The organism is Novosphingobium huizhouense, from assembly GCF_020179475.1.
GTDB classification, from domain to species: Bacteria; Pseudomonadota; Alphaproteobacteria; order Sphingomonadales; family Sphingomonadaceae; genus Novosphingobium; species Novosphingobium huizhouense.
Genome location: NZ_JAILXZ010000002.1, coordinates 86758 through 111122 on the forward strand (window position 1 = coordinate 86758; position 24365 = coordinate 111122).

General features: G+C 69.6%; 20 protein-coding genes. 9 read left to right on the forward strand and 11 right to left on the reverse strand.

Annotation, left to right across the window (positions count from 1 at the left end; genetic code table 11):
* Nucleotides 1-109 precede the first annotated feature (109 nt).
* A complete protein-coding gene (locus K3A85_RS18010; protein ID WP_263624781.1) occupies nucleotides 110-235 on the reverse strand; it encodes a hypothetical protein in 126 nt (41 codons plus the stop codon).
* Complete coding sequence (locus tag K3A85_RS08665; RefSeq protein WP_225206117.1) at nucleotides 232-2445, reverse strand: beta-glucosidase family protein; 2214 nt, start codon at nucleotides 2443-2445, stop codon at nucleotides 232-234. Before K3A85_RS08665 ends, K3A85_RS18010 begins: the two co-directional genes overlap by 4 nt.
* A 377-nt stretch (nucleotides 2446-2822) precedes the next feature.
* On the opposite strand from K3A85_RS08665, the gene K3A85_RS08670 reads away from it, so the two are divergent.
* The gene (locus tag K3A85_RS08670; protein WP_225206118.1) at nucleotides 2823-3818 is read left to right on the forward strand and encodes a LacI family DNA-binding transcriptional regulator; all 996 of its coding nucleotides are present in this window, start codon (nucleotides 2823-2825) and stop codon (nucleotides 3816-3818) included.
* A 20-nt stretch (nucleotides 3819-3838) separates the two neighbouring features.
* Here K3A85_RS08670 and K3A85_RS08675 read toward each other — a convergent pair whose 3' ends face one another.
* Both K3A85_RS08675 and K3A85_RS08680 read right to left on the reverse strand, forming a co-directional pair.
* Nucleotides 3839-5674 carry a HAMP domain-containing methyl-accepting chemotaxis protein gene (locus tag K3A85_RS08675; protein ID WP_225206119.1) on the reverse strand — a complete coding sequence of 612 codons (1836 nt, stop codon included), beginning with the start codon at nucleotides 5672-5674 and terminating at the stop codon, nucleotides 3839-3841.
* Nucleotides 5675-5742: 68 nt separating this feature from the next.
* Nucleotides 5743-8262: a TonB-dependent receptor domain-containing protein gene (locus K3A85_RS08680; protein ID WP_225206120.1), complete on the reverse strand. Its 2520-nt coding sequence runs from the start codon at nucleotides 8260-8262 to the stop codon at nucleotides 5743-5745.
* A 260-nt stretch (nucleotides 8263-8522) separates the two neighbouring features.
* On the opposite strand from K3A85_RS08680, the gene K3A85_RS08685 reads away from it, so the two are divergent.
* Nucleotides 8523-9536, forward strand: coding sequence for a DUF2332 domain-containing protein (locus K3A85_RS08685; RefSeq protein WP_225206121.1), 1014 nt, complete (start codon nucleotides 8523-8525; stop codon nucleotides 9534-9536).
* A 25-nt stretch (nucleotides 9537-9561) separates the two neighbouring features.
* Here the strand turns inward: K3A85_RS08685 and K3A85_RS08690 are convergent, their stop codons facing one another.
* On the reverse strand, nucleotides 9562-10137 hold the full coding sequence (locus K3A85_RS08690; RefSeq protein ID WP_225206122.1) for a nucleotidyltransferase family protein: 576 nt from the start codon (nucleotides 10135-10137) through the stop codon (nucleotides 9562-9564).
* A complete protein-coding gene (locus K3A85_RS08695; RefSeq protein WP_225206123.1) occupies nucleotides 10134-11060 on the reverse strand; it encodes an XdhC family protein in 927 nt (308 codons plus the stop codon). The genes K3A85_RS08690 and K3A85_RS08695 overlap by 4 nt, the downstream gene beginning before the upstream one ends.
* A gap of 217 nt (nucleotides 11061-11277) precedes the next feature.
* Between K3A85_RS08695 and K3A85_RS08700 the strand changes: the two genes are divergently transcribed.
* Both K3A85_RS08700 and K3A85_RS08705 read left to right on the forward strand, forming a co-directional pair.
* Nucleotides 11278-11751 (forward strand): (2Fe-2S)-binding protein, encoded by a 474-nt coding sequence (locus K3A85_RS08700; protein WP_225206124.1) that lies wholly within the window; start codon nucleotides 11278-11280, stop codon nucleotides 11749-11751.
* Entirely contained in the window at nucleotides 11748-13946 is a 2199-nt protein-coding gene (locus K3A85_RS08705) for a xanthine dehydrogenase family protein molybdopterin-binding subunit (protein ID WP_225206125.1), read from the forward strand. Before K3A85_RS08700 ends, K3A85_RS08705 begins: the two co-directional genes overlap by 4 nt.
* Nucleotides 13947-13962: 16 nt before the next feature.
* Here K3A85_RS08705 and K3A85_RS08710 read toward each other — a convergent pair whose 3' ends face one another.
* Nucleotides 13963-15270: an MFS transporter gene (locus K3A85_RS08710; RefSeq protein ID WP_225206126.1), complete on the reverse strand. Its 1308-nt coding sequence runs from the start codon at nucleotides 15268-15270 to the stop codon at nucleotides 13963-13965.
* A gap of 202 nt (nucleotides 15271-15472) precedes the next feature.
* Between K3A85_RS08710 and K3A85_RS08715 the strand changes: the two genes are divergently transcribed.
* Nucleotides 15473-16153 carry a Crp/Fnr family transcriptional regulator gene (locus K3A85_RS08715; protein ID WP_225206127.1) on the forward strand — a complete coding sequence of 227 codons (681 nt, stop codon included), beginning with the start codon at nucleotides 15473-15475 and terminating at the stop codon, nucleotides 16151-16153.
* Here the strand turns inward: K3A85_RS08715 and K3A85_RS08720 are convergent.
* The 3 genes from K3A85_RS08720 to K3A85_RS08730 form a co-directional block, all read right to left on the reverse strand.
* The gene (locus tag K3A85_RS08720) at nucleotides 16147-17781 is read right to left on the reverse strand and encodes a tetratricopeptide repeat-containing protein (RefSeq protein WP_225206128.1); all 1635 of its coding nucleotides are present in this window, start codon (nucleotides 17779-17781) and stop codon (nucleotides 16147-16149) included. The genes K3A85_RS08715 and K3A85_RS08720 overlap by 7 nt on opposite strands.
* A gap of 140 nt (nucleotides 17782-17921) precedes the next feature.
* Complete coding sequence (locus K3A85_RS08725; RefSeq protein WP_225206129.1) at nucleotides 17922-18257, reverse strand: UrcA family protein; 336 nt, start codon at nucleotides 18255-18257, stop codon at nucleotides 17922-17924.
* A 91-nt stretch (nucleotides 18258-18348) separates the two neighbouring features.
* On the reverse strand, nucleotides 18349-18771 hold the full coding sequence (locus K3A85_RS08730; RefSeq protein ID WP_225206130.1) for a hypothetical protein: 423 nt from the start codon (nucleotides 18769-18771) through the stop codon (nucleotides 18349-18351).
* Nucleotides 18772-18780: 9 nt separating this feature from the next.
* On the opposite strand from K3A85_RS08730, the gene K3A85_RS08735 reads away from it, so the two are divergent.
* From K3A85_RS08735 to fghA, 4 genes are all read left to right on the forward strand, one after another.
* Nucleotides 18781-20154 (forward strand): hypothetical protein, encoded by a 1374-nt coding sequence (locus K3A85_RS08735; protein WP_225206131.1) that lies wholly within the window; start codon nucleotides 18781-18783, stop codon nucleotides 20152-20154.
* Nucleotides 20155-20245: 91 nt separating this feature from the next.
* Complete coding sequence (locus tag K3A85_RS08740) at nucleotides 20246-21280, forward strand: hypothetical protein (RefSeq protein WP_225206132.1); 1035 nt, start codon at nucleotides 20246-20248, stop codon at nucleotides 21278-21280.
* 90 nt (nucleotides 21281-21370) lie between these two features.
* Nucleotides 21371-22483, forward strand: coding sequence for an S-(hydroxymethyl)glutathione dehydrogenase/class III alcohol dehydrogenase (locus tag K3A85_RS08745; RefSeq protein WP_225206133.1), 1113 nt, complete (start codon nucleotides 21371-21373; stop codon nucleotides 22481-22483).
* Nucleotides 22484-22488: 5 nt separating this feature from the next.
* Nucleotides 22489-23322, forward strand: a complete 834-nt coding sequence (gene fghA / locus K3A85_RS08750; protein WP_225206134.1) for an S-formylglutathione hydrolase — start codon at nucleotides 22489-22491, stop codon at nucleotides 23320-23322.
* Here fghA and K3A85_RS08755 read toward each other — a convergent pair.
* Nucleotides 23319-24365 carry a glycosyltransferase family 4 protein gene (locus tag K3A85_RS08755; protein ID WP_225206135.1) on the reverse strand — a complete coding sequence of 349 codons (1047 nt, stop codon included), beginning with the start codon at nucleotides 24363-24365 and terminating at the stop codon, nucleotides 23319-23321. The genes fghA and K3A85_RS08755 overlap by 4 nt on opposite strands.

Here is a 24365-nt window from a genome sequence, read left to right on the forward strand (position 1 = left end):
CCGAACCCAGCGATGGTCTGGCGCGGGGTGTCCACCCGGATCTGCGCACTGATCGGGAACAGGTTTCCGGTCGCCGGCTGCAGTTCGGGCACGGTCAGGTCATGCGCTGCTACGGCATCTCCGCGCGCGACGCGTACCATTGCGGCGCACGCGTGCCCGGTGGCGCTGCCGTCGCCAGCGCGCCGGTCGCGACAAGGCCGAGGGCTTCGCGACGGTTGACGCCTTCGCCGGTCATTGTCCGTCCTTCCAGCTGCGGGCGGCAAACCGTACCTTGACGACCGGGCCAAGCTCCATCGCGTTGGCGCCGAGGGCAAAGCCGTATTCCCCGCCGGGCATGTCCCAGCCGCCGTCCTCCCAGTCGGCAAGAAGGCGCGGATCGATCTTGACGGTCACCGTCCGCGACGCGCCCGGCGCGATCGAGACCCTCTGGAAGCCCACCAGCCGGCGCTTTGCCTCGGCCCCGCGCGACACCAGGTAGACCTGCCCGACATCGTCCCCGGCGATCTTGCCCGTGTTGGTGAGCGTGAAGCTCGCCGAAAGGCCGGAGACCTTGAGGCCGCTCCGCGCGAACGTGGTGTAGCTCAGCCCGTAGCCGAACGGGAACAGCGGCGTGGCTCCCTTTCGCGCGAACCACCGGTAGCCGACGTCGGAACCTTCGATGTCGTAGTCGGTCGCGAGCTTGTCCTTGCCCGGCTCCGCATCACCGGCGAAGTTGGGTTCGACCCAGTCGCTCCCGTCGAGCTTTGGCCGCGGAAGCTGGGCGACGCTGGCAGGGAAGGTGACCGGCAGGCGCCCGCCGGGATTGGCGTCGCCGAACAGGACCGAGGCGATCGCATCGCCGCCTCGCGCGCCGGGATACCACGCTTCGACCACGCCCGCGACGCTGCCCAGCCACGGCATGGCGATCGGCCCGCCGGTCTCGAGCACGACGATCGTCCTGGGATTGGCCGCGGCCACGGCGGCAATCAGCGCATCCTGGCCGTCGGGAAGCGACAGGTCGGGCTGGTCGAGGCCCTCCGTCCGCCATTCGGTGGCAAACACGATGGCGACTTCGGCCTGCTTCGCCTTTTCCACCGCGTCGGCGATGTAGCGCCCGTCGCGGAACGTGATCGCCGCCTGCGGTGCAGCGGCCTTGATCGCCTTCAGCGGGGCAGAGCCATGATAGCTCTGCTGCATCAGCGCCGCGAACGGGCCGTCGTCGCCCAGCGAGCGGGTGGCGGCAGGGCCCTTGGCGTCGTGCACCAGGCTGGAACCGGACCCGGCCACCACGCCCGTGTCGGCATAACCGCCGATGACGGCGATCGACTTGATCGTCTTGGCGAGGGGCAGGGCGCCCGAATTCTTCAGCAGGACGATGCCCTGCGTCGCGGTTTCCTGCGCGATCCTTGCGTTCGCGGCGAAGTCGATCGCGCCGCCGGGCTTCGCCGGGTTCTTGTCCAGTCCTGCGGCGTAGATGGCTGTCAGGATGCGCTTGTTCATGTCGTCGAGCCGCGCCGCCCAGGCGGGATCGCCTGACGCCTTCGCCTTGAGCTGGTCTCCGAAGAACACCTGCTTGTCGAGCTGTTCGCCCGATTGCTGGTCGAGCCCCTTGATCGCGGCGTCGACCCCGGGGACCGCGCCCCAGTCGGACATCACGAAGCCCTTCCAGCCCCACGACTGCTTGAGAACCTTGTTGAGCAACCAGTCGCTGGCGCAGGCCTGCTCGCCATGGACTCGGTTGTAGGCGCACATGACCGAGCCGGGCTGGCCTCGCTCGATGCCGATCTGGAACGCGAGCAGATCGCTTTCGCGTGCGGCAGCTTCCGAGATCTTGACGTCGACGTACTTGCGCCCGGTTTCCTGCCCGTTCAGGGCGAAGTGCTTGATCGTGCTGATGATGTGGTTCGACTGGATGCCGCGGATGGCCGCCCCGACGAGTTCGCCCGAGAGCAGCGGATCTTCCGCAAGATACTCGAACGTGCGGCCGTTGCGGGGATCGCGCATCAGGTTGACGCCGCCCGCCAGCAGCACGTTGAACCCCTTGGCGCGCGCCTCCGCGCCGATCATCGCGCCGCCCCGATAGAGCAGGTCGGGATTCCACGTCGCGGCCTGGGCAAGGCCCGATGGCAGCGCGGTCGCTCCGTCCTTGCGCAAGCCGCCGACCCAGGCGACGCCGAGCGACGCGTCGGTCTCGGTGAGGGCCGGAATGCCAAGCCGCGGAATTCCGGGGATGTAGCCCGCGCCCGGCACCGCTTCGGGGGGGATCACGGTGCCGGGGAAGAAGGGCAGGGCCATCGGGCCGTGCGTGAGCAGAAGCTTCTCGTCCGGGGTCATCTGCTTGGCCGTGGCGGCTGCGCGGGCCTCGGCTGCCGCCAGATCCGCCTTGGGCGCCTCTTGCGCCAGGGCGAAATGCTGCGTCGTGGCGACCATGGCCGCGCCGGCCAAGAGGATGCGCGATGTGGACATGCAAGCTCCTGCTTAGAAAAGGAATGAAGAACCGGGTGCCTGAAAAAATTGGGTTGCGGTCCGAAGACCGCAACCCAGTTCAGGGTGGAGAGGATCAGAACTTGACGCCGGCGCGGACGCCGTAAGTGCGCGGCGCTTCGATGAACACGCCGGCGCCGATACCGGCAGTCAGCGTTCCTCTCCGACGGCGGTCTGTATCCTCCGCTCGAGCATGGTGTTGACCCAGTATGGCAGCGCTGTCAAGACTGCGCTGTCAATCCCTGTTCCTTTTCGCAGGGGGGATGACGATATGCAGGGAAGCGTCCATAAGTCGGCGCATGAAGAGGATGTCCGCGCAAACCATGCGATCACGGCAGGCGAATTCGAGTCACGCGACCATGCAGGATGTCGCACGGTACGCGGGCGTTTCGCTCAAGAGCGTCAGCCGCGTCGTCAACCGCGAACCGCACGTCTCGGCCAAGTTGCGGGCCAAGGTGGAGGATGCGATCGCTGCGCTCGCCTACGTGCCCGATGTCGCGGCGCGTTCGCTGGCGGGGTCGCGAACCTTCATCATCGGCCTGCTGTTCGACAATCCTAGCCCGAACTACACGATGAAGGTGCAGGCCGGGGTCTACCGCGCCTGCACCGAGCACGGCTATCACCTGCGGATCGATAACATCAACTCGAACTGCAGCGCCGAGGATCTCGAGCAGCGCCTCGATGCGGTCGTTCGCAACGGTCGGTCCGACGGGTTCATCCTGACCCCGCCGCTGACCGACAATGCCCAGATCCTCGACTTCTTCGATGCCCGTTCGATCCGCTACGTGTGCATCGCGCCCAACCTCGACCCGGCGCGCTCGCCGGGCGTCGCGATCGACGATGCGGCAGCGGCAGCCAGTCTGGCGCGGTACTTGTGGGACCTGGGGCACCGCCGTTTCGGCATCGTGACCGGCCCGCGCGAGCACGGCGCTGCCGAACGGCGCAGGACCGGCTTCCTCGACGCGTTGGGCGAGCTCGGGAACCGCTTCCCGGTGCCCGAGCGCAATGGCGGTTTCAGCTTCGAAGGCGGGATGTCCGCCGGCGCGGAACTGCTCGCGGCCGATCCCCGCCCGACGGCCATCTTTGCCACCAACGACGACTCCGCGGCCGGGGTCATGGTCGCCTGTTCGAGCGCGCGGATCGCGGTCCCGCACGAGGTGTCGGTCTGCGGGTTCGACGACAGCTGGATCGCCAAGTCGGTCTGGCCCTACCTCACCACGATATACCAGCCGATCGAGGAAATGGGCTACGCCGCCGCAACCATGCTGCTCGACCGGCAGGAGCAGGAGCCGCGCCTCGTCTCGCTCGAGTTCAGGCTGGTCGAGCGGGACTCGGTGGCCGCCGCGGCAGGCTGAACCCGCCGCGGTCCCACGCGCTAGAAGTCCGACCAGTCTTCCGCCACGGCAAGGTTGCTGGCGGGAAGAGCCGCGACAGGGCGCGTCGCCGGGGGCAGGGCGGGTGCGGGTGCGGGGAAGGGCGCGACGACCGCGCCGCCCCGCATGCCCGGCAGCGACGAGGTCCGCTCCTTGCCGATCTTGAACCCGGCAAAGGTCGCCGAAAGGTGCGAAGCCTCCTGCGTCAGGTTCTTCGTCGCCGCATTGGTCTGTTCGACCATCGCTGCGTTCTGCTGGGTCATCTGGTCCATGGCGCTGATCGATTCGCTGATCTTGCGCAGCGCGACGGACTGTTCGCCCGCGGTGTCGGCGATCGTCGAGATCGAGGCCGTCACCGTGCCGACGCGGCCGATGATGGTCTCGAGCGCCGATCCGGTCTCGTTGACCAGGTCCACACCCTTGCGCACGTGTTCGGTGACCGCCTCGACCCGCTGCTTGATCGCGCTGGCCGCTTCGGTGGCGCGCAGCGCAAGCGCGCGGACCTCCGAGGCGACGACCGCGAAGCCCTTGCCGGCCTCGCCCGCCCGCGCGGCCTCGACCCCGGCGTTGAGCGCGAGGAGGTTGGTCTGGAACGCGATCCCGTCGATCATCGCGGTGATCTCCGAGATTTCGGCGCTGGCGCGGTTCACCCGGTCCATCGCATCGATCGCCTTGCTCACGACCGCGCCGCCGTTTTCGGCCTGGCCGCGGGCCTCGACCATCGAGTGGCTGACGTCGGCGGCGATCTTCGCATAGTCCTCGATCTGCCGGGTCAGCATGTCCATTTCGCTCGACGAAGCCTGGAGGCTGGCCGCCTGCATCTCGCTGCGGTTGGCAAGATCCGTGGTCGCCTGGCGGATCTCGTTCGAGGTCAGGTCGATGTTGACGATGCTGTCCTGGACCTGGCCCATCGCCTCGCACAGGCGCGACATGGCGTCGTTGAAATCCTGCGCGACAGCCTGGAACGCCGGCGGCACGTCGACCACGCGGACCGAGAGGTCGGCCATCGCCACCGCGTGGAGATTGTCGCCGATCTTGGACATCGCCGCTTCGCGATCGGCCACCGCGCGCTGGCGATCGAGCGCGGCATTGCGGAAGTGTTCCACCGCGCGCGCCATGTCGCCCAGTTCGTCGGTGCGCTCCGTCCCCGAAACGAAGACCGAGTTGTCGCCATCGGCCAGCGCGGTCATCGTCACGGTCAGTTCGCCGATCGGGGTCGCCAGCGATTGCGCGAGCTTGCGCGAGAGCAGTACCGAAAGCCCGATCATCGTGGCGCCGCCCAGGACCAGCGCGATCCAGGCATAGAACACGGCCTTCGCCTGCATCGCGGTGTCGGAGTCGACTTCGGCCTGCTGCGCCTTGCGCAGGTCGCGCAACGGCAGCACCGCGTCGGTCACCAGCACGGCCTTGCCGCCGGCGCGGATCGCCGCGACCGCTGCGTCGAGCTGGCCCGACTTGACGGTCTCGATCGACTTGTCGCCCCACTCGCGGCGCCACTTCTGGGTTTCCTCGCGCGACTTGCGGACCAGCGCCTGGCGCTCCGGATCGACCAGCCGGTTCTCGAGCTCGCGCGAGGTCTTGTCGTAGTCGTCGCGCCCTTCGTAGTAGGACTTGAGGTAGCTCTCGTCCCCGGTCACGAGGTAGCCGCGCATCTGGCTGTTCTGCCGAAGCAGCGCCGTCTCCAGGGTCAGCGAGTCGGCAAGGATCGACTGGCTTTCCGTGTTGCGGACGGCGATGCGCGAGATGATCGCCAGGCTGACCCCGAAAACCAGCATCATCGCGATTGCGGACACGATCACCGTGACGAAGGCAACGCCCAGGCGCCGGGGAATGTTCATTCGGTCGAGCAACTTTCGGTCCCTTCAGTCACGACGCATGGATCAAGACGGCCTGACGCCGGATTTCTTCAGAACGAGAACCGCAGCATCGCGGTCACCGTGCGCCCGTTGAGCGTCTGCGCGCTGACCACGCCGCTCGCCGGGATCGCTGCTGCGGAGATGTTCACGAACGCCAACTTGTCGAAGACGTTGAAGGCGTTGATGCCCAGTTCGATGCGCGGCATCGGGCGCACGAACAGGAACGGGCTGACCACGACATAACCCGGCTGCTTGAGGATGTTGGTGTCCTGGGCGAAGCTGCTGGTGGTGCCGTTGATCGTCGCGCCGACCGTCACGATGCCCTGCTCGAACTGCGGGCGGGCCGAGAAGAACAGCGAGGGCTGGTGGCGCGGCCGGTTGCCCTCGATCGCAGGGTTGGTCGAGTCCTTGTCGATCTTCGACTTGGCGTACGTCGCGCCAACGGCAAGGCTGAACGGCCCGCGTCGCACTTCGCCCTCGAGCTCGATGCCCTTGGCGCTGTACGAGCGGCTGAACGACACGACCTTGGGCGCGCCGGTCGCGTCCGCCCCGATCTGGAACCCGGATTCGCCCGTCGAGGCCCAGAACCCGGTCAGGAACAGGCTGATGCCGTTCTGGCGCATCTTCAGGCCGGCCTCCGCCTGCTTGACCGCGCCGTAAGCCGCAACGCCGTCGGCGAGCTTGCCCGTTGCGGGATCCTGCTGCGGCGTGAACAGAAGGCGTTCTGCGCCTGCGCGTCCGCCGCGGCTGTAGCGGGCGAAGACGGACAAGGGTTCGGCGATGCGATAGTTCACCCCGGCCGAATAGGACAGGTAGTTGTAGTCGTAGTCGACAAGCCCCGGCTGCGAAGTCGCCAGGATCGCGACCCGCGTTTCGGGCAGCGACAGGCTGCCGTCGCGGTTGAGATCGATCGGCGCGGTCCCGGTGCCGGCGGGCGGGCTGTAGGTGTTGCCGGAGACCTTGCCGGTATCGATGCGGATGCTTCCGCCGACCGAAAGCTTCCCGATCTGATAGTTCGCGGATGCGTAAGGCGCCAGCACGCGATAATTCACGTCATAGCGCCGATGATACGTGGCGAGTGGGGCGCCCGCGATAATTCCGTAGCCAAGGATTCCCGCATCGGTGACTCGCGTGCCGTTGGCGGCGGTCAGGTCGAAGCGCGTGCCCTGTCCATGCGCCGCATATCCTTCGAGCGCGCTCGCCAGCGACCAGTACATGTCCACGTTCTGCGACGCATAGTAGACACCCGCTGTGGTGGTCAGCTTGCCTTCGCCCAGGGTGAAGGTGCGGCTGGCGCGCAGGTCGTTGGTCAGATTGTCCAGGTTGTTGAGATCGCCGTGCACGTAGATCGAGGTGGCAAGGAGCCCGTTGCCGTTGAGACCAGCCGGATCGGTCACGATCTTGCCGTTGTTCGGTCCGCCAGCGTAGCTCAGCACCGCGCCGGGGCCCCCGAAGGTCGCCGCCATCGTTGCGGCCGGGAGGGTCAGAAGCGTGGTGTTCTCGTTGTACGCCCCGCTATTGGCCGCGAACCGGAACTTGTCGGTTATCGTCCAGTCGCCGATCTCGAACTGGGCTTCCAGCCCGACCGCCTTCGACACCCCGTGGATGCCTTCGTGCAAGTCGAACTGCGTCGGGTTGTTCCTGTCGTCGACGCCGGCAAGGTCGGCAATGTACTTCGAGTTGAGCGCATCGCGCCGTGCGTCGAGGCCGGGCAGGTCGCTGAACTGCGGCGACTCATTGGTGCCGGCAATCCGGAGCGGGAACTGCGTATAGAGCGCTTGCCGGTCGTCGAGGTACTTTCCGTAGAAGCGGATGTAGCCGCCCGAGAAGGTGCGGGTCACGTTGACCTTGACCTGACCGCCCCGGGTGCCGCGATAACCGACCTCGCGCGGGCCTTCGCCCTCATGGAAGAAGCCTCCTACGTGGAAGCGCCAGTCACCCCCGAGCGGAGCCCCGTAATCGAAGTCGAGCCGATGGAGGTCGTATCCGAGCCCGGACGAGAGGAGCAGAGCGCCCCCTTCGGTCTCGCCGGTCTTCGAAATCAGGTTGATCACCCCGCCCGGGGAATTGGACGCAAAGGTCGAGGCCGAGCCGCCGCGGATCGACTGGACCTGCGAAAGACCGATGTCCGCGCGGACGAACGTGTCGGCCCCGGCGAGGTGGATGTCCCCGAACTCGAGCACGGGCAGGCCGTCTTCCTGGATCTGGACGTATCGGCTGCCGTCGGCCGACAGTGGCAGCCCGCGCACCGTCAGCGCGGAGAAACCGTCGACGCCCTGGGTTTCGGCCCGGACACCGGGAAGGTTCGCAAGAATGCCTGCCACGGCCGGCGTGCCCAGCTTGGGAAGATCGGTCTCGTCGAGCGTGCTGGCCGAAATCGCCGTGTCGAGAAGGTCGCGGCCCTTGGCGACGCCAGTGCTGAAGGCCTTGGTCGGCGCACCGGCAGGCTGCGCCTGCTCCCGGGCGTCGGCGCTCTTCGAGGTCTGCGATGGGGCGGCCGTCGAAGCTGCCGCTGCATCGGACAGGCCGACGAGAGCCGCACCCGAAAGGAGAATGTACAATACGCGCATTTGTTGCCCTCACTGAAAATTCGGGACAAGCTACCGCGCTTCCTTGAACGTTGTTTTTTATGGAATGTATGTATTTGGTCGTAGGTCCATCTTATCGAGGCCGGTCCATCGACAATTGATAAGGTCTTGTACGTATCGCGGTCGTTTACCGGCCTTCACGGCGCACTGTCTATAGGGCGTCCACAACGCCAACGATGCGAAGCGTGATGGAACCAAGTCCTTCTTTTTCCCAGTTTTCACCCTGCGATCCGTTCACCGACGTGATCGAAGCGCAAGCGAGTTTCCTGCGCAGCCATCATGCGCCCTTTTCCGCGATGGTGATGGAAGCCGTCGCCACCCACATCGGGCTCGCGACGCAGTGCGCAGCGATCTTCGCGACATGGCCGGGCGACCGCCGCGCCGCCGCGCTGCCGCTGCGCCTGCTCGCCGGGCTGCATCACGTCGCGCGCGCCGGGGTGGTCCCGGAGCTCTCCTCGGCGTTCGCTTCGCTCGACATCGATTGCGAGGCGGCGGTGGCGAAAGCCCTGGTCCGCTGCGACGCGATGCTCGCCGGGTGGCTGAGCAGCCCGACCCAGACCAACGAAGTCGCGCGCAGTGCCGCGACGATGGCGGCGCTGCGGGTCCTTGCCGGTCGCTTCGACAGGCCCATCGCCCTGTTCGAACTCGGCGCGAGTGCAGGGCTCAACCTCGTGCTCGATGCCTATGCCTTCGATCTGGGCGGGGTGCAGGGCGGCGACCCGGCCTCTCCGCTGGAGTTGAAGCCGGCCTGGGACGGCCCTGCGCCGGTCGGGGCGCAACCCCGGATCGTGCGCGCGCAGGGGATCGACCAGGACCCGCTCGACATTCGCAGCGCCGCCGATTGCGAGCGGCTGTTCGCCTATGTGTGGCCGGACCGGCGGGACCGGCTGTGGATCCTGCGCCAGGCCATCGGCCTTGCGCGCAACCGCCGGGTCGACCTCCAGCGCGGCGACGCGGTGACCTGGCTCTGCGATCAGCTGAAAGCGCCTGCGGACGTCGGGGTCACACGCTGCATCGTCCATACGATGTTCGAGCAATACCTCGGCCCTGCCGACAAGGCCCGGATCGCTGCCGTGCTCGACAGCACCGGGGCGAAAGCCACTAGCGATGCGCCGCTCGCGCGGATCTCGTTCGAATGGGACGCCAGTCGAACCCGCGTCGAACTCGCGCTGACCGTGTGGCCCGACGGCGTGCGGCAGGTGCTGGCGCACTGCCATCCCTACGGAGCCTGGATCCGCTGGCTCGGCACGCGCTGAAGCGGCATGCCTTGCACTGCCCGCGCTAGCGCGCGCGCCGGGCGAGGTATCGTTCGGCGAGGGCGAGGTCCTCGGGGCGGTCGATGTCGATCTCGGCGCCGACGGGCAGGGCGATGGTTTCTGCCCCCGCAAGCAGGGTGCCGGCGCCGCGGTCGCCGGTCAGCGCCCGGAGCGCGGCGAAATGCCGGGCGCCGAAGATCGCCGGCGGCATCGTCGTTCCCGCACCGGAACTGGCCGCCCGGTCCGATGCGAAGGCCGCGATCAGCGCGCGCAGGTGCGAGGTCGGGACCAGCGGCATGTCGGCCAGCGCCACCAGCACCGCGCGTGCGCCCGCCGCCTGCGCAGCCGCCACGCCCAGCCCCAGCGAGCGCGACTGCGGCGCGCCGGGGTCGGCCGCTTCGATCATCTCATAGCCCGCGATCCTCGCCCGGCCCGGTCGCACCACGGCGAAGCGATGGCCGACCTCCAGCGGGGCGAGCGCTGCAAGAACGTGGTCGAGCACCGTCCTGCCCGCGAGCATGGCGCCCAGCTTGTCGCCGCCGAAGCGCTCGGCGCGGCCCGCGGCCAGAAGGACGAGGGCGATATCGCCCGCTTCAATCACGCGCCCGCGCTCTCGCTCGCGCTCGAAGTCCCGGTCCCGGACGGATGCGCGAGGATCGGGCGGGCGCGCAGGTGGTACTCCTGCACCACTTCGGCGACGATCGACAGGGCGAGGGTCGCAGCATCCCGCGCCCCGGGGATCAGCCCGATCGGCCCGCGCAGGCGATCGACGCGGTCGCGGTCGACGCCCGCCTCGCGCAATGCTGCGACGCGGGCGCGTTGCGTCCGCCGGCTGCCCACCGCGCCGTGGTAGAACGCCTCGATCTCCAGCGCCTGCGCCAGCAGGTGTTCCTCCCAGTCGCGATCGTGGAACGCGAGCACCACCGCGGTCCACGGATCGCCCGCGACGCGCGGAAGGCTGTTGCGATGGAGCAGCGGATGGATCGTGTCGTCGCGATGGAGGTCGTCGGCCGGCGCATAGGCCTCGATCGCGAGATCGAGCCCGCGCGCGGTGCGGGTGAGCGCGACCAGGTCCTCGCCATGGCCGAGCGCGACGATCCGCAACGGCGGGGGATAACGGCACGGCCGCTCGCCCAGCAGCAGCGTCGCCGTCGTGCGCGCCTCGAGCTGCGCCAAGGCCGCCTCGATCCGCTCGGGCGCGGGCAGGGGGGTGAACTGCAGGTCGATTCCGCCGCCGCAGGGCAGGCGCAGGTCCAGATAGGGCGATCCCGCGCCATAGCGCACCGTCCGCGTTTCCCCCGACCGGGCGACGGCGCGCGCCTCGTCGATCACCGCGCGCTCGACGCACCCGGCCGAAAGCGAGCCCAGGTGGCGCCCGTCGGTAAGCACGACCATCTGCGACCCGACCCCGCGTGATGCGGCGCCCTCGTACCCGACCAGCGTGACGAACGCGCCGGCCAGGCCATTGCGCAGGGCCTCGTGCGCAAAGTGCAGCAGGTCAAAGGGGCGCGGCGCGATCTGCATCAGCAAGGCGCGGCAACGCTGGGGTGCGGGTGCAGCACGGGGAGGGTGGCGCTGCGCAAGGCGGTCGGCATCGCCGCGCAAACTGGCCGAGATCGCCCGGATCCGCAAGCACCGCGCCGCCTGCGCCGCCCGGGGTCGGCCAAAAACGGTGTTGACCGCGCGCTGCCGCTTGCCCGATCATCGCGCCCCGGGTGCCGCACTGCAACACGAGTCTGCCATGACCTCCGCGCTTTCCTTCATCGTCAACGGCGAATCCCGCAGCGTGACCGCGCCCGCCGAAAAGCCGCTGCTGTGGGTCCTGCGCGAGGATCTCGACATGCCGGGCACCAAGTTCGGATGCGGCGCCGGGCTGTGCGGCGCCTGCACCGTGATCCTCGACGGGGTGGCGGTGCGCTCGTGCCAGACCCCGGCCGGCGATGTCGCGGGCAAGACCGTGACCACGATCGAAGGCGTCGCCGCGCTTGCCGCCGGAAAGCGCGTGGTCGATGCCTGGGTCGACCTCGACGTCCCGCAATGCGGCTATTGCCAGGCCGGGCAGATCATGTCGGCCACCGCCCTGCTGACCGAGACGCCGAAGCCGAGCGCCGACGAGATCGTCGCCGGGATGGTCGGCAACATCTGCCGCTGCTCCACCTACATTCGCATCGAGCGCGCGATCCGCAAGGCCGCCGGGCTGGGAGAGCCGGCATGAGCGAGACGGCAGCGCTCTCGCGGCGGTCGTTCCTCACCGTCTCCGTGGCGGCGGGCGCCGCCTTCGCGCTCGAGGCCCGGCTCGCGCTCGCCGCATCCGACGCCGGCGTTGCGCCGTCGGGCCGGGAGCTGACCGCCTATATCCGCATCATGGCGGACAACACCGTGGTGATCGGCTCGAAGAACCCCGAGATGGGCCAGGGCATCAAGGTGATGCTGCCGATGCTGATCGCCGAGGAACTCGATGTCGACTGGGCCCAAGTGCGCATCGAGCAGGCGGCGGTCGATCCCAAGCGCTATCCCGATCAATGGTCCGGCGGCAGCATGTCGACGCCGCTGAACTGGCTGCCGATGCGCCAGGCCGGCGCCGCGGCGCGCGCCATGCTGGTCGCGGCGGCGGCGCGGCAGTGGGGTGTCGGCGCCGAAACGCTACGCACCGCGCAAGGCCATGTCGTCGAACCGGGCGGTCGCGGCCGGCGGGCGAGCTATGCCGAACTGGCCGATGCCGCCTCGCGCGGGGCGGTTCCCGATCCGGCCGGTCTCAAGCTCAAGGATCCGCGGGACTTTCGCATCATCGGCCGATCGCAGAAGGGCGTCGACGTGCCGAAGATCGTGCGCGGCGAACCGCTGTTCGGCATCGACGTGCGCTTGCCCGGCCTGGTCCATGCCGCGCTGGTCAAGTGCCCCGCGATCGGCGGCACGCTGGCGCACTTCGACGATACCCGGGCGCGGGCGGTTCCGGGCGTGCTCGGCGTGTTTCCGATCGCGAGCGGTCAGGCTGCCGATCGCCGCAACGATGCCCTGGTGGTGATCGCCGGTTCGTGGTGGACGGCCAGCCAGGCGCGCGAGACGCTCGACGTGACCTGGGACACCGCGGCGCAGGCGGCGTTCTCCACCGAAGGATACGACCGCAAGGCCACGGCGTTGCTTGCCGGCGCCGCGCAGCAGGTCTTCGCCAAGACGGGGGATGCGGACAAGGCGATCGCCGGAGCGGCGAAGGTGGTGCGCGCCGACTATGCCTATCCGTTCCTGCCGCACGCGACCCTCGAGCCGCAGAACTGCACCGCGCTGTGGCATGCCGACGGCAGGCTGGAATTCTGGGTGCCGGCGCAGGACCCGGAAGAAGGGCGCGGCGAGGTGGCGAAAGTGCTCGGGATCGCGCCCGAGGCCATCACCATCCACCTCACGCGGGTCGGCGGAGGCTTCGGTCGCCGGCTGATGAGCGATTACATGGTGCTGGCTGGCGGCGCGGCGAAAAGCCTGCCGGGCCGGCCGGTCAAGCTGATCTTCGACCGCAATGACGACCTGCGCAACGATTACTACCGCCCGGCCGGATGGCACCGCCTGACCGCGGCGATCGGCGCCGACAACCGGCTGCTGGCGCTCAAGGACCATTTCGTCACGTTCGGCGCGGCGGGCAAGCCGCTGCGCGCGGCGCAGATGTCGGCGGCGGAATTCCCGGTTCCCGTGCTCGAGCACGTCGAACTGGGGCAATCGTTCCTCGAAACCAATCTCACGACCGGCTGGCTCCGCGCGCCCACGTCCAATGCGATGGCGTTCGTGTTCCAGAGCTTCCTCGACGAGGTCGCCGAAGCCGCGGGTAAGGACCTGCCCGGCCTGATGCGCGAGTTGCTGGGGACCGCGCGCGAACTGCCGGCCGGCCGCGAAGGCGATCCGGCGTTCCACACCGGCCGCGCCCGCGCGGTGATCGATGCGGTGACCAAGTCCGCCGGCTGGACCGGCGCGCGCGCGTCGGCGCCCGGCAAGGGGCGCGGCTTCGGTTTCTACTTCAGCCATCGCGGCTATTTCGCCGAAGTCGCGGACGTCACCGTTGCCGGGGGGCAGATCCGGGTCGACAAGATCTGGATCGCCGGCGACATCGGCGCCCACGTCATCAACCCGATCAATGCCGAGCACCAGTCACAGGGCGCCGCGCTCGAAGGGCTGGCCCAGGCGCTGGTGATGCAGCCGGTGGTCCAGGCCGACGGCCGGGTCACCACCGACAACTTCGGCGACTTCCCGCTGCTGCGCATCGACGGCAAGCCCGCCGAGGTTGCCCTGTCGTGGGTGCCGAGCGACTTTCCGCCGACCGGGCTCGGCGAGCCGGCGCTGCCTCCGGTGATCCCGGCGATTGCCAACGCGGTGCGCCAGGCCACGGGGCAGCGGCTGCGCTCGCTTCCGCTGCGGTTGAGCTGACCGGTTCTTCGCCCGGTCAGGCCGCGCTCGGCGTTGCCCGGCCTTCGCGCACCCTTGCGACCGCGATCGCCGCGACCAGCAGCGCCGTTCCGCACAGCACCAGCATGTGCCGCGGATCACCGCCGAGCACCCGGTCGTAAAGCCCGAAGCCGAGCGTCGCGAAGCCGAGGTCGAGCGAACTCATGACGATCGAGAACAGCATCATCGGGATGACGATCATCATGTTGAAGATGCCCATGTAGACCCCCGTCCGCTCCGGCGGAATCGACCCGGCAAGGATGGCGTAGGGGTTCCCCATGATGCTGCCCCAGGCAAGGCCGATGCCGACGGCCGGGAGAAACAGCAGCGGCTTGAAGGTGATCTGCGTCAGCGCGATCATGCCGAGGCCGCCGAACGCAAGGCAGGCCGCGTGGACCCGGCCCGGGCCCAGCCGGCGGACCAGCGGCACCATGGCGAAGGCGACGACGAACGCCACCGCATTGTAGAGCGCCGCGATCTCGCCGTTGGTCAGGACCGCGCTGTGGAAGGCCGAGGAACGGGGGTCGTCGGTCGCGAACACGGTCCGCCCGATCGAGTAGGTGACATAGGTCCAGTACCCGTACATGCCGAACCACTGGAACAGGCTCATCACGCCAAGCTTGCGCATGGCGAGCGGCATCTCGCGAATGGCCGATCCGATCTCGGCCAGCGTCGCGCCGATGCCGCGCGGCGCGGCGGCGATGCGTTGCTGCTCCTGCGCGCTCAGCGCAAGTTCGGGCACGCGCAGGACCGACCACAGGATCGTCGTCAGCGAAAGGACCGCGCCGGCCACGAACACGACGTGCACGGTATAGGGGATGCCGTGGGCATCGACCCGGTCCTGGTTCATCCCGAGCGCGACGAGGATCGACGGGGTGAGGTAGGCGAGCATCTGCGCCAGCCCGGTGAAGGCGCTCTGCGAAAGGAAGCCGAACTGGCGCTGCGCCGGATCGAGGCGGTCGGAGACATAGGCCCGGTACGGCTCCATCGTGATGTTGTTGCCGGCATCGAGCAGCCACAGCAGCGATACCGCCATCAGCAGCGAGGAAGAGAACGGCATCAGCAGCAGCCCCAGCGCGCAGCAGATCGCGCCGGCGACGAAATAGGGCGTGCGACGCCCCCAACGGCTCTGCGTCCGGTCCGAAAGCGCGCCCACCAGCGGCTGGATCAGAAGACCCGTCACCGGCCCGGCAAGGCTCAGGATGGGCAACGAGGCTTCGTCGGCGCCGAGGTAGCTGTAGATCGGGCCCATGTTGCCCTGCTGCAGCCCGAAGCTGAACTGGAGGCCCAGGAACCCCAGGTTCATCTCGAGGATTCGCCAGGTCGGCAAGGTGGGTCGGTTAGGCCCCATCGATCTCTCCCTATGGGGCTCGCGACCCCGGTTTCCCGCCCCATGGCACGAGGGGAGGAAAATGGCAATCGTTTGCGAACGGTCGGCCCGGCCCGCGATCCGGGCTTGCTTGAGCCCGCCGTCCGTTCGGTTTATGCTCGTGGCGTAAGGGGATGCCATGCAGCAGTCCAGCGCCGGCGACGAAATCGCGCGCGCCATCGTGCGGCGGACCTTCGATTGCGACGATGATCTCGCCGCGGTCATCACGGCGCGCGCGCGACTGCAGGCGCACCGGGCGCGCAGCACCATCGTCGCCTGCGAAAGCAAGGCCGACCACGTGCACCTGGTGATCGACGGCCATGCGCGGATGCTGGCGGTCGCGCTCGAGGGACGCAGCAGCGTGATCGAGGACTACGTCGACGGCGACCTGTTCGGCGAGCGCGGCCTGTTCGGGCAGGCCAGCACGCCCCACGATGTGGTCGCGGTGCGGCAGTCGCAGATCGGCGCCTTCGCCAACGGCGATTTTCTCGCGCTGATGCACAGCTACGCCGCGGTCGGCCTCGCCGTGTCGCGGCTGCTCGTAGCAAGGCTCGAGCAGGCGCAGCGCCGCCTCGCCGAAGGCACCACGCTGTCGGTGCGCGGGCGCGTCTGCGCCGAACTGCTGCGCCTTGCGCAGGACCGGCCGGACATGGCGATCACGCCGCCGCCGGTCCTCGCGCAGCTGGCCCTCGTCGTCGACAGCACCCGCGAGACGGTGTCGCGCACGATCGCGCAACTCGAACGGCGGGGCGTGATCCGCCGCGACGCCGAAGCCCTCACCGTCGTCTCGCGCAGGCGGCTCGAGGAACTGCTCTACTGAGCGGCGGCATCGCGCGAGAGCGCGAAGATCGGCGCGGCGCCCAGCGCGCCGATTTCCTCGATCCGCATGGCCTCGGCGCTGACGCCGTCGACGCAGATCGCGGCGGTCAGCGCTTCGCTCGCGACCAGCACGCCGGGCAGGGCCAGCGGCGCCAGCGCCTCGAGCTGGGCGACCGCGCTGCCGACCAGCGCGTCGGGCGCATGGAGCCGATGCGACAGGCCGTAGTGGCCGACGATCCGCAAGGTCCGGTCGGCCCCGTCCTGCGACAGCAGCGCGGCTGCGTGGCGCCACGCCCGCTCGGGGTCCGCAAAGCCCAGGATCCGCGCATTTCCGGCCGGCAGGACGATATCGGGGCGTGGCTCGATGCCGGCCGACGCGGCGCGCAACGGCAGCACGACCGTGTCGAGGAACTGCGCGAATTCGGCTTCGTCCTGGCCGCCCAGACCTTCGAAGGCGATGTGCAGCACGGCGAACAGCACGAGGTCGGGGCGACCTTCGGGCGGTTTTGCCCCCGAGGCCGTCACCGGGCTCGAGCGCGGCACCACCAGCCGCACCTGCGCCGCGCCGTCCCGGGCCGAGCCCGCCTGCCAGCGTTCGGCGACGTAGCGCGTGTTCTGCCCCTGTCCGAACGGGCCGGGTCCGTCGTCGACCAGCACGATCTGGCACGCGCTGGTGCGCAGGCGGCGGGCCTGCGCCTTGGCCGCGCCCATCGCCACGTCGGCCGCAAGACGGCTCGCCAGCGGCTGATACCCGCCACCAAGCGTCGTCACGCAGCGGACGCTCGCCGCTTCGTCGAGCGCGCGCCGGAACCGTCGCACCCATGGCTTGCCGTAAGGGACCACCGATTGCGCGGCGAAGACCTCGACCGGTGTCGGCAGGACGACGTGCAGCTCGGCGCCGCGGTCGAGCAGGGCATCGGCCACCACCAGGTCGGCGCCGGCGGCCAGCGCGCCGAAGCCCGCGCCGATGCGGTGGTCGTCGACCAGCAGCGCGATCCGCTCGGTCAGCAGCGCCGCTTCGCCCTCCGCAATCGCGAGGTGCCCGGCAAAGTGGAGCGCGCCGCGCGGCCGGAATGCATCGAGCCAGCCGGCATCCTCGCCCGCTTCGGCAAGGATCAGCTCGAGGTTGCGCAAGGTCGCGGCCTGGTCCTCGGGGTCGACGCACGGCAGCGCCGCCGCGCGCGCGAGTTCGCCCTTCGCCGCCGCGACGTCGCCGACGAGCAGCAACGCCTCCGCCCGGGTCGCGCAAAGCCAGGCGGGCGTCTCGGCAGGGCAGGTGTCGCTGTCGAGCCATGCGAGCAGCTGCCGGGCGATCGCGCGTGCCGCGTCCCTGTCGCCCGCCAGCCAGGTCAGCGTCGCTTCGTTGATCCGGGTGTAGGGCCGCGGATCGAGCCGGAACGCGGCGGCGAACGCGGAGGCAGCCTCGGCGAGCAGGCGGGGCCGGTCGTGCGGCGACGCGCGCAGCGCCCGGTCGCGCGCCAGCCGGCCGGCGACTGCGAGGGCGGCGGCGTCGCTGCCGTCGGTCTCGAACCCGCCCGCTTCCAGCAGGGCGGCGGCGTGACCGAGCGCGCCGGCTCTGATCGCGGTGACCACGTGCGCCAGGGTCGGCGCTTGCTGCGCGAGCTTCATGAGCGCGCGATATGCCGGAAAGGGCATCATTGTGCAAACCGCCTCGGGGCTGTCGACGGCCGGCCGTGCCGGAACGAAGCTGGACGGGAAAGCGGGGCTGGCGCTTTCCCGTCCAGTTGCCGGGTGGATGAGGCCGGCAATCAGTTTCCGCCGCGCAGGTTGCGGGGTTCGACCACGGCGAGCGCCGGCGCGTTGGCGGTGGTGGTCTGCTGGAGCTGGGCGAGCTGCGCTTCGGCGCTGGCCTTGGCGCGGCGGTAGCAGTCGCGCGCCGCGCGGACGTCCTCCATGCCGAGGCTGCTCGGGCGGCACACCTTGCGCGCGGCGATCTCGATCTTGGCGCGGGCATCGGCGGTCGACAGGTTGCCGACGTCGATCGACTGCGAACCGGTCGTCTCGTACGCCTGGGCGAAGGCGGTCGCCGGGGCAGCGAGGGCCAGCGCGGCGAACAGGGCGGGAAGGATGGTGGTCTTGGTCATCGTCTGTCTCCTGGGTCTCTTCGGGCCGGGGTTGTTTCCCTCGACAGAAAGCGGTCTAGACCCGGACGATTCGCGGTGCGCGTGACCGGCGTCACGCTTTGCGAAAGGCGTCGATTTCGGTTGTTGCTGCGCGCGCACAAGCTTTATCTCGGCGCTCGCTCGCCTTAGGAGACCCTAGCTGGTCCTGCTCAGACGAGGTGCGACAATCACCGGTTCCTCCCACTTCCGCGTCGGCGTCACCGGCCATCGCCCCGGGCTGCTCGGCGATGTCGACCTCGCCGATCTGCGCGCGCGGATCGGGCTCGCCTTCGCCGCGATCGAGCAGGCGCTGCGTCCCGGCACGACGATCACGCTGGTCTCCTGCGGCGCCGCCGGCGCCGACCAGATCGCCGCCGAGCTTGCGCTGGCGCGGGGCTGGCGGCACGAACTCGTCCTCCCGTTCGCCCGCGATCGCTACGCCGAGGATTTCGTCGACGCCGACGAAACGGCGCGCTTCACCGCGCTCGTCGCGCAAGCCGCCAGCGTGTTCGCGCTCGACGGGCAGGGAAGCGCGCCTGCCCAGGCCGCGCAGGACTACGAGCGCGCCGGGCAGGTCATGCTGGCGCAGTCGGACCTCGTCCTCGGCGTCTGGAACGGTGGCCCGGCCGCCGGCGTGGGCGGCACGGCGCAGATCGTGGCCGAAGCGGTCGGCGCGGGCATTCCGGTGATCGTCGTTTCGACCACCGCCCGCGCGGCGCCCGTCGTCCTTGCCGATGCGCTGGGCGGCGAGGGCTGCGGCGGCGCGACTCTGCGCACCGTGGCGCAGGGGCCGTTGCAACGCCTGGGCGATGTCCTCGCGCCACCCGCTCCGACGGACGATGCGATCGACGCCGATGCGCCGCCCACCGACGGCGCGGCCGCGCGGCTTCTCGCGCTGCCGTTCCGCCTGCTCCTGGCCGCGACCGGCGCGCGGCCGCGAAAGGCACGGCACGGCGAGCGGCCGGGCGAGGCGATGCCGCCCGCTCTGGCGCAGCGCTTCGCCCGGGCCGATGCCGCCGCCAGCGCCGCTGCGGCGTCCTACCGCGGCGCCTATGTCGCCAACTTCGCGCTTGCCGCCGGGGCGGTGCTCGTCGCCCTCTCGGGGCTCGTCCTGCCCTCGTCAGTGAAGCCGGCGCTGCTCGCCGGCGAAATCGCCCTGATCGTGGCGATCCTGGCGATCACCCGCATCGGCACGCGGCGCCAGTGGCATCGGCGCTGGATCGAGCAGCGCCAGCTTGCCGAGCGCCTGCGCTGCCTCGCCGTGTCGTCGCGGCTGGGCGACCTGCAGTTGCGGCAGCATGGCGCGCGCACCGCGCCTGCGGTCCAGGCAGCCGCGAATGCCGCCGCGCGCGCGCTGGGACTGCCGCAGGCCTCGGTCGACCCCGGCTTCCTCGCCGGCGTGCGCAGCGAATTGCTCGAGCTGATCGGCAGCCAGCGCAGCTATTTCTCGCGCGAGGCGGAGACGATGCATCGCCTCGATCACCGGCTTCACGCGGCGGGCAGCGTGCTGTTCGGCGGCACCGCGCTGGTCTGCATTGGCTTTCTCGCGCTGAAGTTGGCGCATGGCGCGGGGCTTGCACGGGTGGACGAGGACGCGCTCCATGCCGCGGCGGTCTGGGTGACGATCGCCACCGCCGCCTTCCCGGCGATCGGCGCGGCGCTGCAGGGTATCCGCATGCAGGGCGATTTTGCGGGTGCCGCCGATCGGAGCCACGCGATCGAGCACGATCTGGGCGCGCTGGAAGAGGTCGTGGCGGCAGAGCCGGTGGCTTTCGATACGCTGCTGGTCCGGGCGCGGCGCGCGACCGCCCTGCTCACCGACGATCTCGACGCCTGGACCCACACCTATCGCGGCAAGCCGCTTACTCTTCCGGGCTGAAGGCTGCCGGGGCGCGACCACGCGCGCCGCTACCGCCAAAACGGCGCGATGGGGCGTCGCTCCGCGACCGGGCAACGCCTATGCCCGGGCGATGCGCGCGCTCCTTCCCGTCCTGGCGCTCGCCGCCGGCCTCGCGGTGGCTTGCGTCGCTTCGCCGCGCATGGCGGCGGAGCGGGCGCGGGCGCCGATTTACGCGGTTGCGGCGGAGCCGGCAGCGTCCGCAACCGGACAAGTGGCGCAGCCGTCGGCGCTTGCGACGCGGAGGATTCCCGCGCCGTTGCGCGGCATAACGCTCGATTCGGTCGCGGCCTTGCCCGAGGTGCTCGATGCGGTGGAGCATCTCGCCCGGCGGCCGACGATCCGCATCGTGTTCGATCCCGGAACCGAGCCGGCCGATTATGCCGAGGCGATCCGGGCGCTGCGGCCGCACGCCTACCTGATGGCCGAGCTGGTCGATTCCACCGCGTTCCGGCGGACGACGCGCGCGCAGATGGTCGCGCGTGCGCGCAAGTTCGCCGGTGCCTTCGCCGGGCAGATCGACATCTGGGAAATCGGCAACGAACTCAACGGAGCATGGCTCGGCGCCGACCCACAGGCGATCAACGACAAGGTGCTCGCGGTCCACCGCGTCATCGCCGGGGAGTATCACCTGCGCACCGCGATCACGCTCAACTACTGGTCGGGTCCCGGCTGCATCGAGCATCCGTGGGAGCGGACGCTCCCCTTCGCCCGGGGCATGCCCGCGCAAGTCAGGGCGGAAACGCGGATCGTCCTGCTGAGCGTCTACGAAACGGCGTGCAGTCCGCCGCAGCGCCCTTCGGCGGCCGAGCTCGCCGGCACGCTCCAGCGGCTCGGCCGGCTGTTTCCGTCAGCGCGGCTCGGCATCGGCGAGATCGGCGCGCAGCGCCGCTCCGACGGCCTGCCCGACGATCCCTCGCTTGCCGAGAAGCAGCGGGTCGCGCGGACCTACTACGGCATGCACGATGCCTTGCGCCTGCAGCTCGGCAGCCGCTTCGTCGGCGGCTACTTCTGGTGGTACTTCCGCGAGGACGCCGTGCCGCGCACCCGCGCGCAGTCGCTCTGGCCCGAGCTCGACCGCCTGCTGGCGGGTCTGCCCGATGGATAGCGCCGCCCGGCTGCAATTCCGGCCTTACCCGGGCGCAGGATCGGTGATAACCGGCGACACCCGAGCACACGGAACAGCAACGAGGATCCGATGAAGACACGCGCCGCCGTCGCCTTTGCCCCCAAGCAGCCCCTCGAGATCGTCGAGCTCGATCTGGAAGGACCGAAGGCCGGCGAAGTGCTGGTCGAGATCATGGCGACCGGCGTGTGCCACACCGATGCCTACACGCTCGACGGGTTCGACAGCGAAGGCATCTTCCCCTCGGTGCTCGGCCACGAAGGCGCAGGCGTCGTGCGCGAAGTCGGCGCGGGCGTCACTTCGGTGAAGCCGGGCGATCACGTGATCCCGCTCTACACCCCCGAATGCCGCCAGTGCAAAAGCTGCCTTTCGGGCAAGACCAACCTGTGCACCGCGATCCGCGCGACGCAGGGCAAGGGCCTGATGCCCGACGGCACCTCGCGCTTTTCCTACAAGGGCCAGACGATCTTCCACTACATGGGCTGCTCGACCTTCTCGAACTTCACCGTGCTGCCCGAGATCGCCGTGGCGAAGATCCGCGAGGACGCGCCGTTTAAGACCAGCTGCTACATCGGCTGCGGGGTGACGACCGGCGTGGGCGCGGTGATCAACACCGCCAAGGTCCAGGTGGGTGACAATGTCGTGGTGTTCGGCCTCGGCGGCATCGGCCTCAACGTGATCCAGGGCGCGCGCCTTGCCGGCGCGAACAAGATCATCGGCGTCGACATCAACCCCGATCGCGAGGAATGGGGCCGCAAGTTCGGCATGACCGACTTCCTCGACAGCAAGGGCATGAGCCGCGAGGACGTCGTCGCGAAGATCGTGGCGATGACCGACGGCGGCGCGGACTACACCTTCGACGCCACCGGCAACACCGAAGTGATGCGCACCGCGCTCGAAGCCTGCCACCGCGGCTGGGGCACCAGCATCATCATCGGCGTGGCCGAGGCGGGCAAGGAAATCAGCACCCGTCCGTTCCAGCTCGTCACGGGCCGCAACTGGCGCGGCACCGCGTTCGGCGGGGCCAAGGGCCGCACCGACGTGCCCAAGATCGTCGACATGTACATGACCGGCAAGATCGAGATCGACCCGATGATCACCCACGTGATGGGGCTCGAGGAGATCAACACCGCCTTCGACCTGATGCACGCCGGCAAGTCGATCCGCAGCGTCGTGGTGTTCTGAGCGAAATGGAACAGGTCAGCGCCAACCGCAGCCACGGCGGCACGCAGGGCGTCTACACGCACGCGTCCGCCGAAACCGGCACGCCGATGACCTTCTCGGTCTTCGTGCCCGATCATGCGCCGGGCGCGCGGTTGCCGGTGCTGTGGTATCTCTCGGGGCTGACCTGCACCCACGCCAACGTCACCGAAAAGGGCGAATTCCGCGCCGCCTGCGCGCAAGCCGGCCTGATCTTCGTGGCGCCCGACACCTCCCCGCGCGGCGAGGACGTGCCCGACGACGAGGCTTACGACTTCGGCAAGGGCGCGGGATTCTACGTCGATGCGACGCAGGCGCCGTGGGCGGCGAACTTCCGCATGCGCAGCTACATCGAGCGCGAACTGCCGGCGCTGCTGGCCGAGCATTTCCCGGTCGACATGGGCCGGCAGGGCATCACCGGCCATTCGATGGGCGGGCACGGCGCGCTGACCGTGGCCCTGCGCAATCCCGGCCGCTTCCGCTCGGTCAGCGCCTTCGCGCCGATCGTCAGCCCGCTCGCCTGCCCCTGGGGCGAGAAGGCGCTGGGCGGCTACCTCGGCCCCGACAAGGCGGCGTGGCGCGAATACGACGCCTGCGCGCTGATCGAAGGCGGCGCGCGCGTTCCCGCCCTGCTGGTCGACCAGGGCGAGGCCGACGGCTTCCTCGCCGAGCAGCTCAAGACCGATCTGCTGGTCGAGGCCTGCGAGCGCGCCGGGCAGGAGGCGACGATCCGCATGCAGCCGGGCTACGATCATTCCTACTACTTCATCTCGACCTTCATGGCCGAGCACGTCGCCTGGCACGCGCAAAGGCTGAAGGCCTAGATCACCCCTTGCGCCAGCGTCTGCTGCTCGTCGATCCCGCGCGCGAGGATGCGGCGGTAGAGCGCCTCGTACTCGGCCGCCATGCGCGCGACCGAGAAGCGTTCGACGGCGACCGCGCGGCAGGCGGCGCGGTCGATCTCGCCGATCCGCGCGATCGCTTCTGCCGCTTCGTCGGGGTGGTCGACGAGGAAGCCGTTGACGCCGTGCTCGATCAGCTCGGGCATCGAGCCGCGCCGCGTCGCGATCACCGGGGTGCCGCAGGCCATCGCCTCGACCACCGACAGCCCGAACGGCTCGTCGAAGTCGATCAGGTGGAGCAGCGCGCGCGCCTGTCCCAGCGCGCGGACCCGCGCCGCGCCGCCCACCGCGCCATGGAAGCGGATCGCGTCATCGAGCGCGGGCAGGACCTCGCGCTCGTGGTAACCCCGGTCCTGGACGATGCCGTACATCTCGAGCGGCAGGCCGACCGCGCGCGCCGCGGCAATCGCGTGGGCGGCGCCCTTGTCGGGATGGATGCGCCCGAAATAGAGCAGCCTGTCCGCGCCTTGCGCGTCGAAGGCGAAGGTCTCGACCGGGATGCCGTGGTGGATGGTGGCGGCATAGCGCAACGCGGGATGGCGATCCGCCGCGCTGATCGCGACATAGTTCACCCGGTCCTCGAACGGCTTGTACATCGGCAGGATGCGTTCGGAGGAGAAGCCGTGGATCGTCGTGACCATCGGCGTCTCGACCAGCGGCGCGAAGGCATGGGCCGGAAAATCGAGCTGGTTGTGGATCAGGTCGAATTGCCCGGCCTTGGCGAAACAGTGCGACAAGTGCCGGTATTCCCACACTTTCGCGTCGATCGCGGGGTCTTCCTCGTAAGGCGCTGGGACCACCCCGTCGAGCGTGCCGCCGGTCGCGCTGTCGAGCGTCGCGAACAAGGTGACGTCGATCCCGCGCGCGACCAGCGCTTCGGTCAGCTGGCTCGTGACCAGCTCCCACGGCCCGTAGTGGCGCGGCGGGGTGCGCCAGGCGATCGGGGCGAGCATGGCGATGCGCAT

Bases quoted from the DNA above. Each gene is read 5' to 3' on its own strand.
- K3A85_RS18010 (WP_263624781.1), bottom strand. From the start codon at position 235: ATGACCGGCGAAGGCGTCAACCGTCGCGAAGCCCTCGGCCTTGTCGCG.
- K3A85_RS08665 (WP_225206117.1), bottom strand. From the start codon at position 2,445: ATGTCCACATCGCGCATCCTCTTGGCCGGCGCGGCCATGGTCGCCACG.
- K3A85_RS08670 (WP_225206118.1), top strand. From the start codon at position 2,823: ATGCAGGATGTCGCACGGTACGCGGGCGTTTCGCTCAAGAGCGTCAGC.
- K3A85_RS08675 (WP_225206119.1), bottom strand. From the start codon at position 5,674: ATGAACATTCCCCGGCGCCTGGGCGTTGCCTTCGTCACGGTGATCGTG.
- K3A85_RS08680 (WP_225206120.1), bottom strand. From the start codon at position 8,262: ATGCGCGTATTGTACATTCTCCTTTCGGGTGCGGCTCTCGTCGGCCTG.
- K3A85_RS08695 (WP_225206123.1), bottom strand. From the start codon at position 11,060: ATGCAGATCGCGCCGCGCCCCTTTGACCTGCTGCACTTTGCGCACGAG.
- K3A85_RS08700 (WP_225206124.1), top strand. From the start codon at position 11,278: ATGACCTCCGCGCTTTCCTTCATCGTCAACGGCGAATCCCGCAGCGTG.
- K3A85_RS08705 (WP_225206125.1), top strand. From the start codon at position 11,748: ATGAGCGAGACGGCAGCGCTCTCGCGGCGGTCGTTCCTCACCGTCTCC.
- K3A85_RS08710 (WP_225206126.1), bottom strand. From the start codon at position 15,270: ATGAACCTGGGGTTCCTGGGCCTCCAGTTCAGCTTCGGGCTGCAGCAG.
- K3A85_RS08715 (WP_225206127.1), top strand. From the start codon at position 15,473: ATGCAGCAGTCCAGCGCCGGCGACGAAATCGCGCGCGCCATCGTGCGG.
- K3A85_RS08720 (WP_225206128.1), bottom strand. From the start codon at position 17,781: ATGAAGCTCGCGCAGCAAGCGCCGACCCTGGCGCACGTGGTCACCGCG.
- K3A85_RS08725 (WP_225206129.1), bottom strand. From the start codon at position 18,257: ATGACCAAGACCACCATCCTTCCCGCCCTGTTCGCCGCGCTGGCCCTC.
- K3A85_RS08740 (WP_225206132.1), top strand. From the start codon at position 20,246: ATGCGCGCGCTCCTTCCCGTCCTGGCGCTCGCCGCCGGCCTCGCGGTG.
- K3A85_RS08745 (WP_225206133.1), top strand. From the start codon at position 21,371: ATGAAGACACGCGCCGCCGTCGCCTTTGCCCCCAAGCAGCCCCTCGAG.
- fghA (WP_225206134.1), top strand. From the start codon at position 22,489: ATGGAACAGGTCAGCGCCAACCGCAGCCACGGCGGCACGCAGGGCGTC.
- K3A85_RS08755 (WP_225206135.1), bottom strand. From the start codon at position 24,365: ATGCGCATCGCCATGCTCGCCCCGATCGCCTGGCGCACCCCGCCGCGC.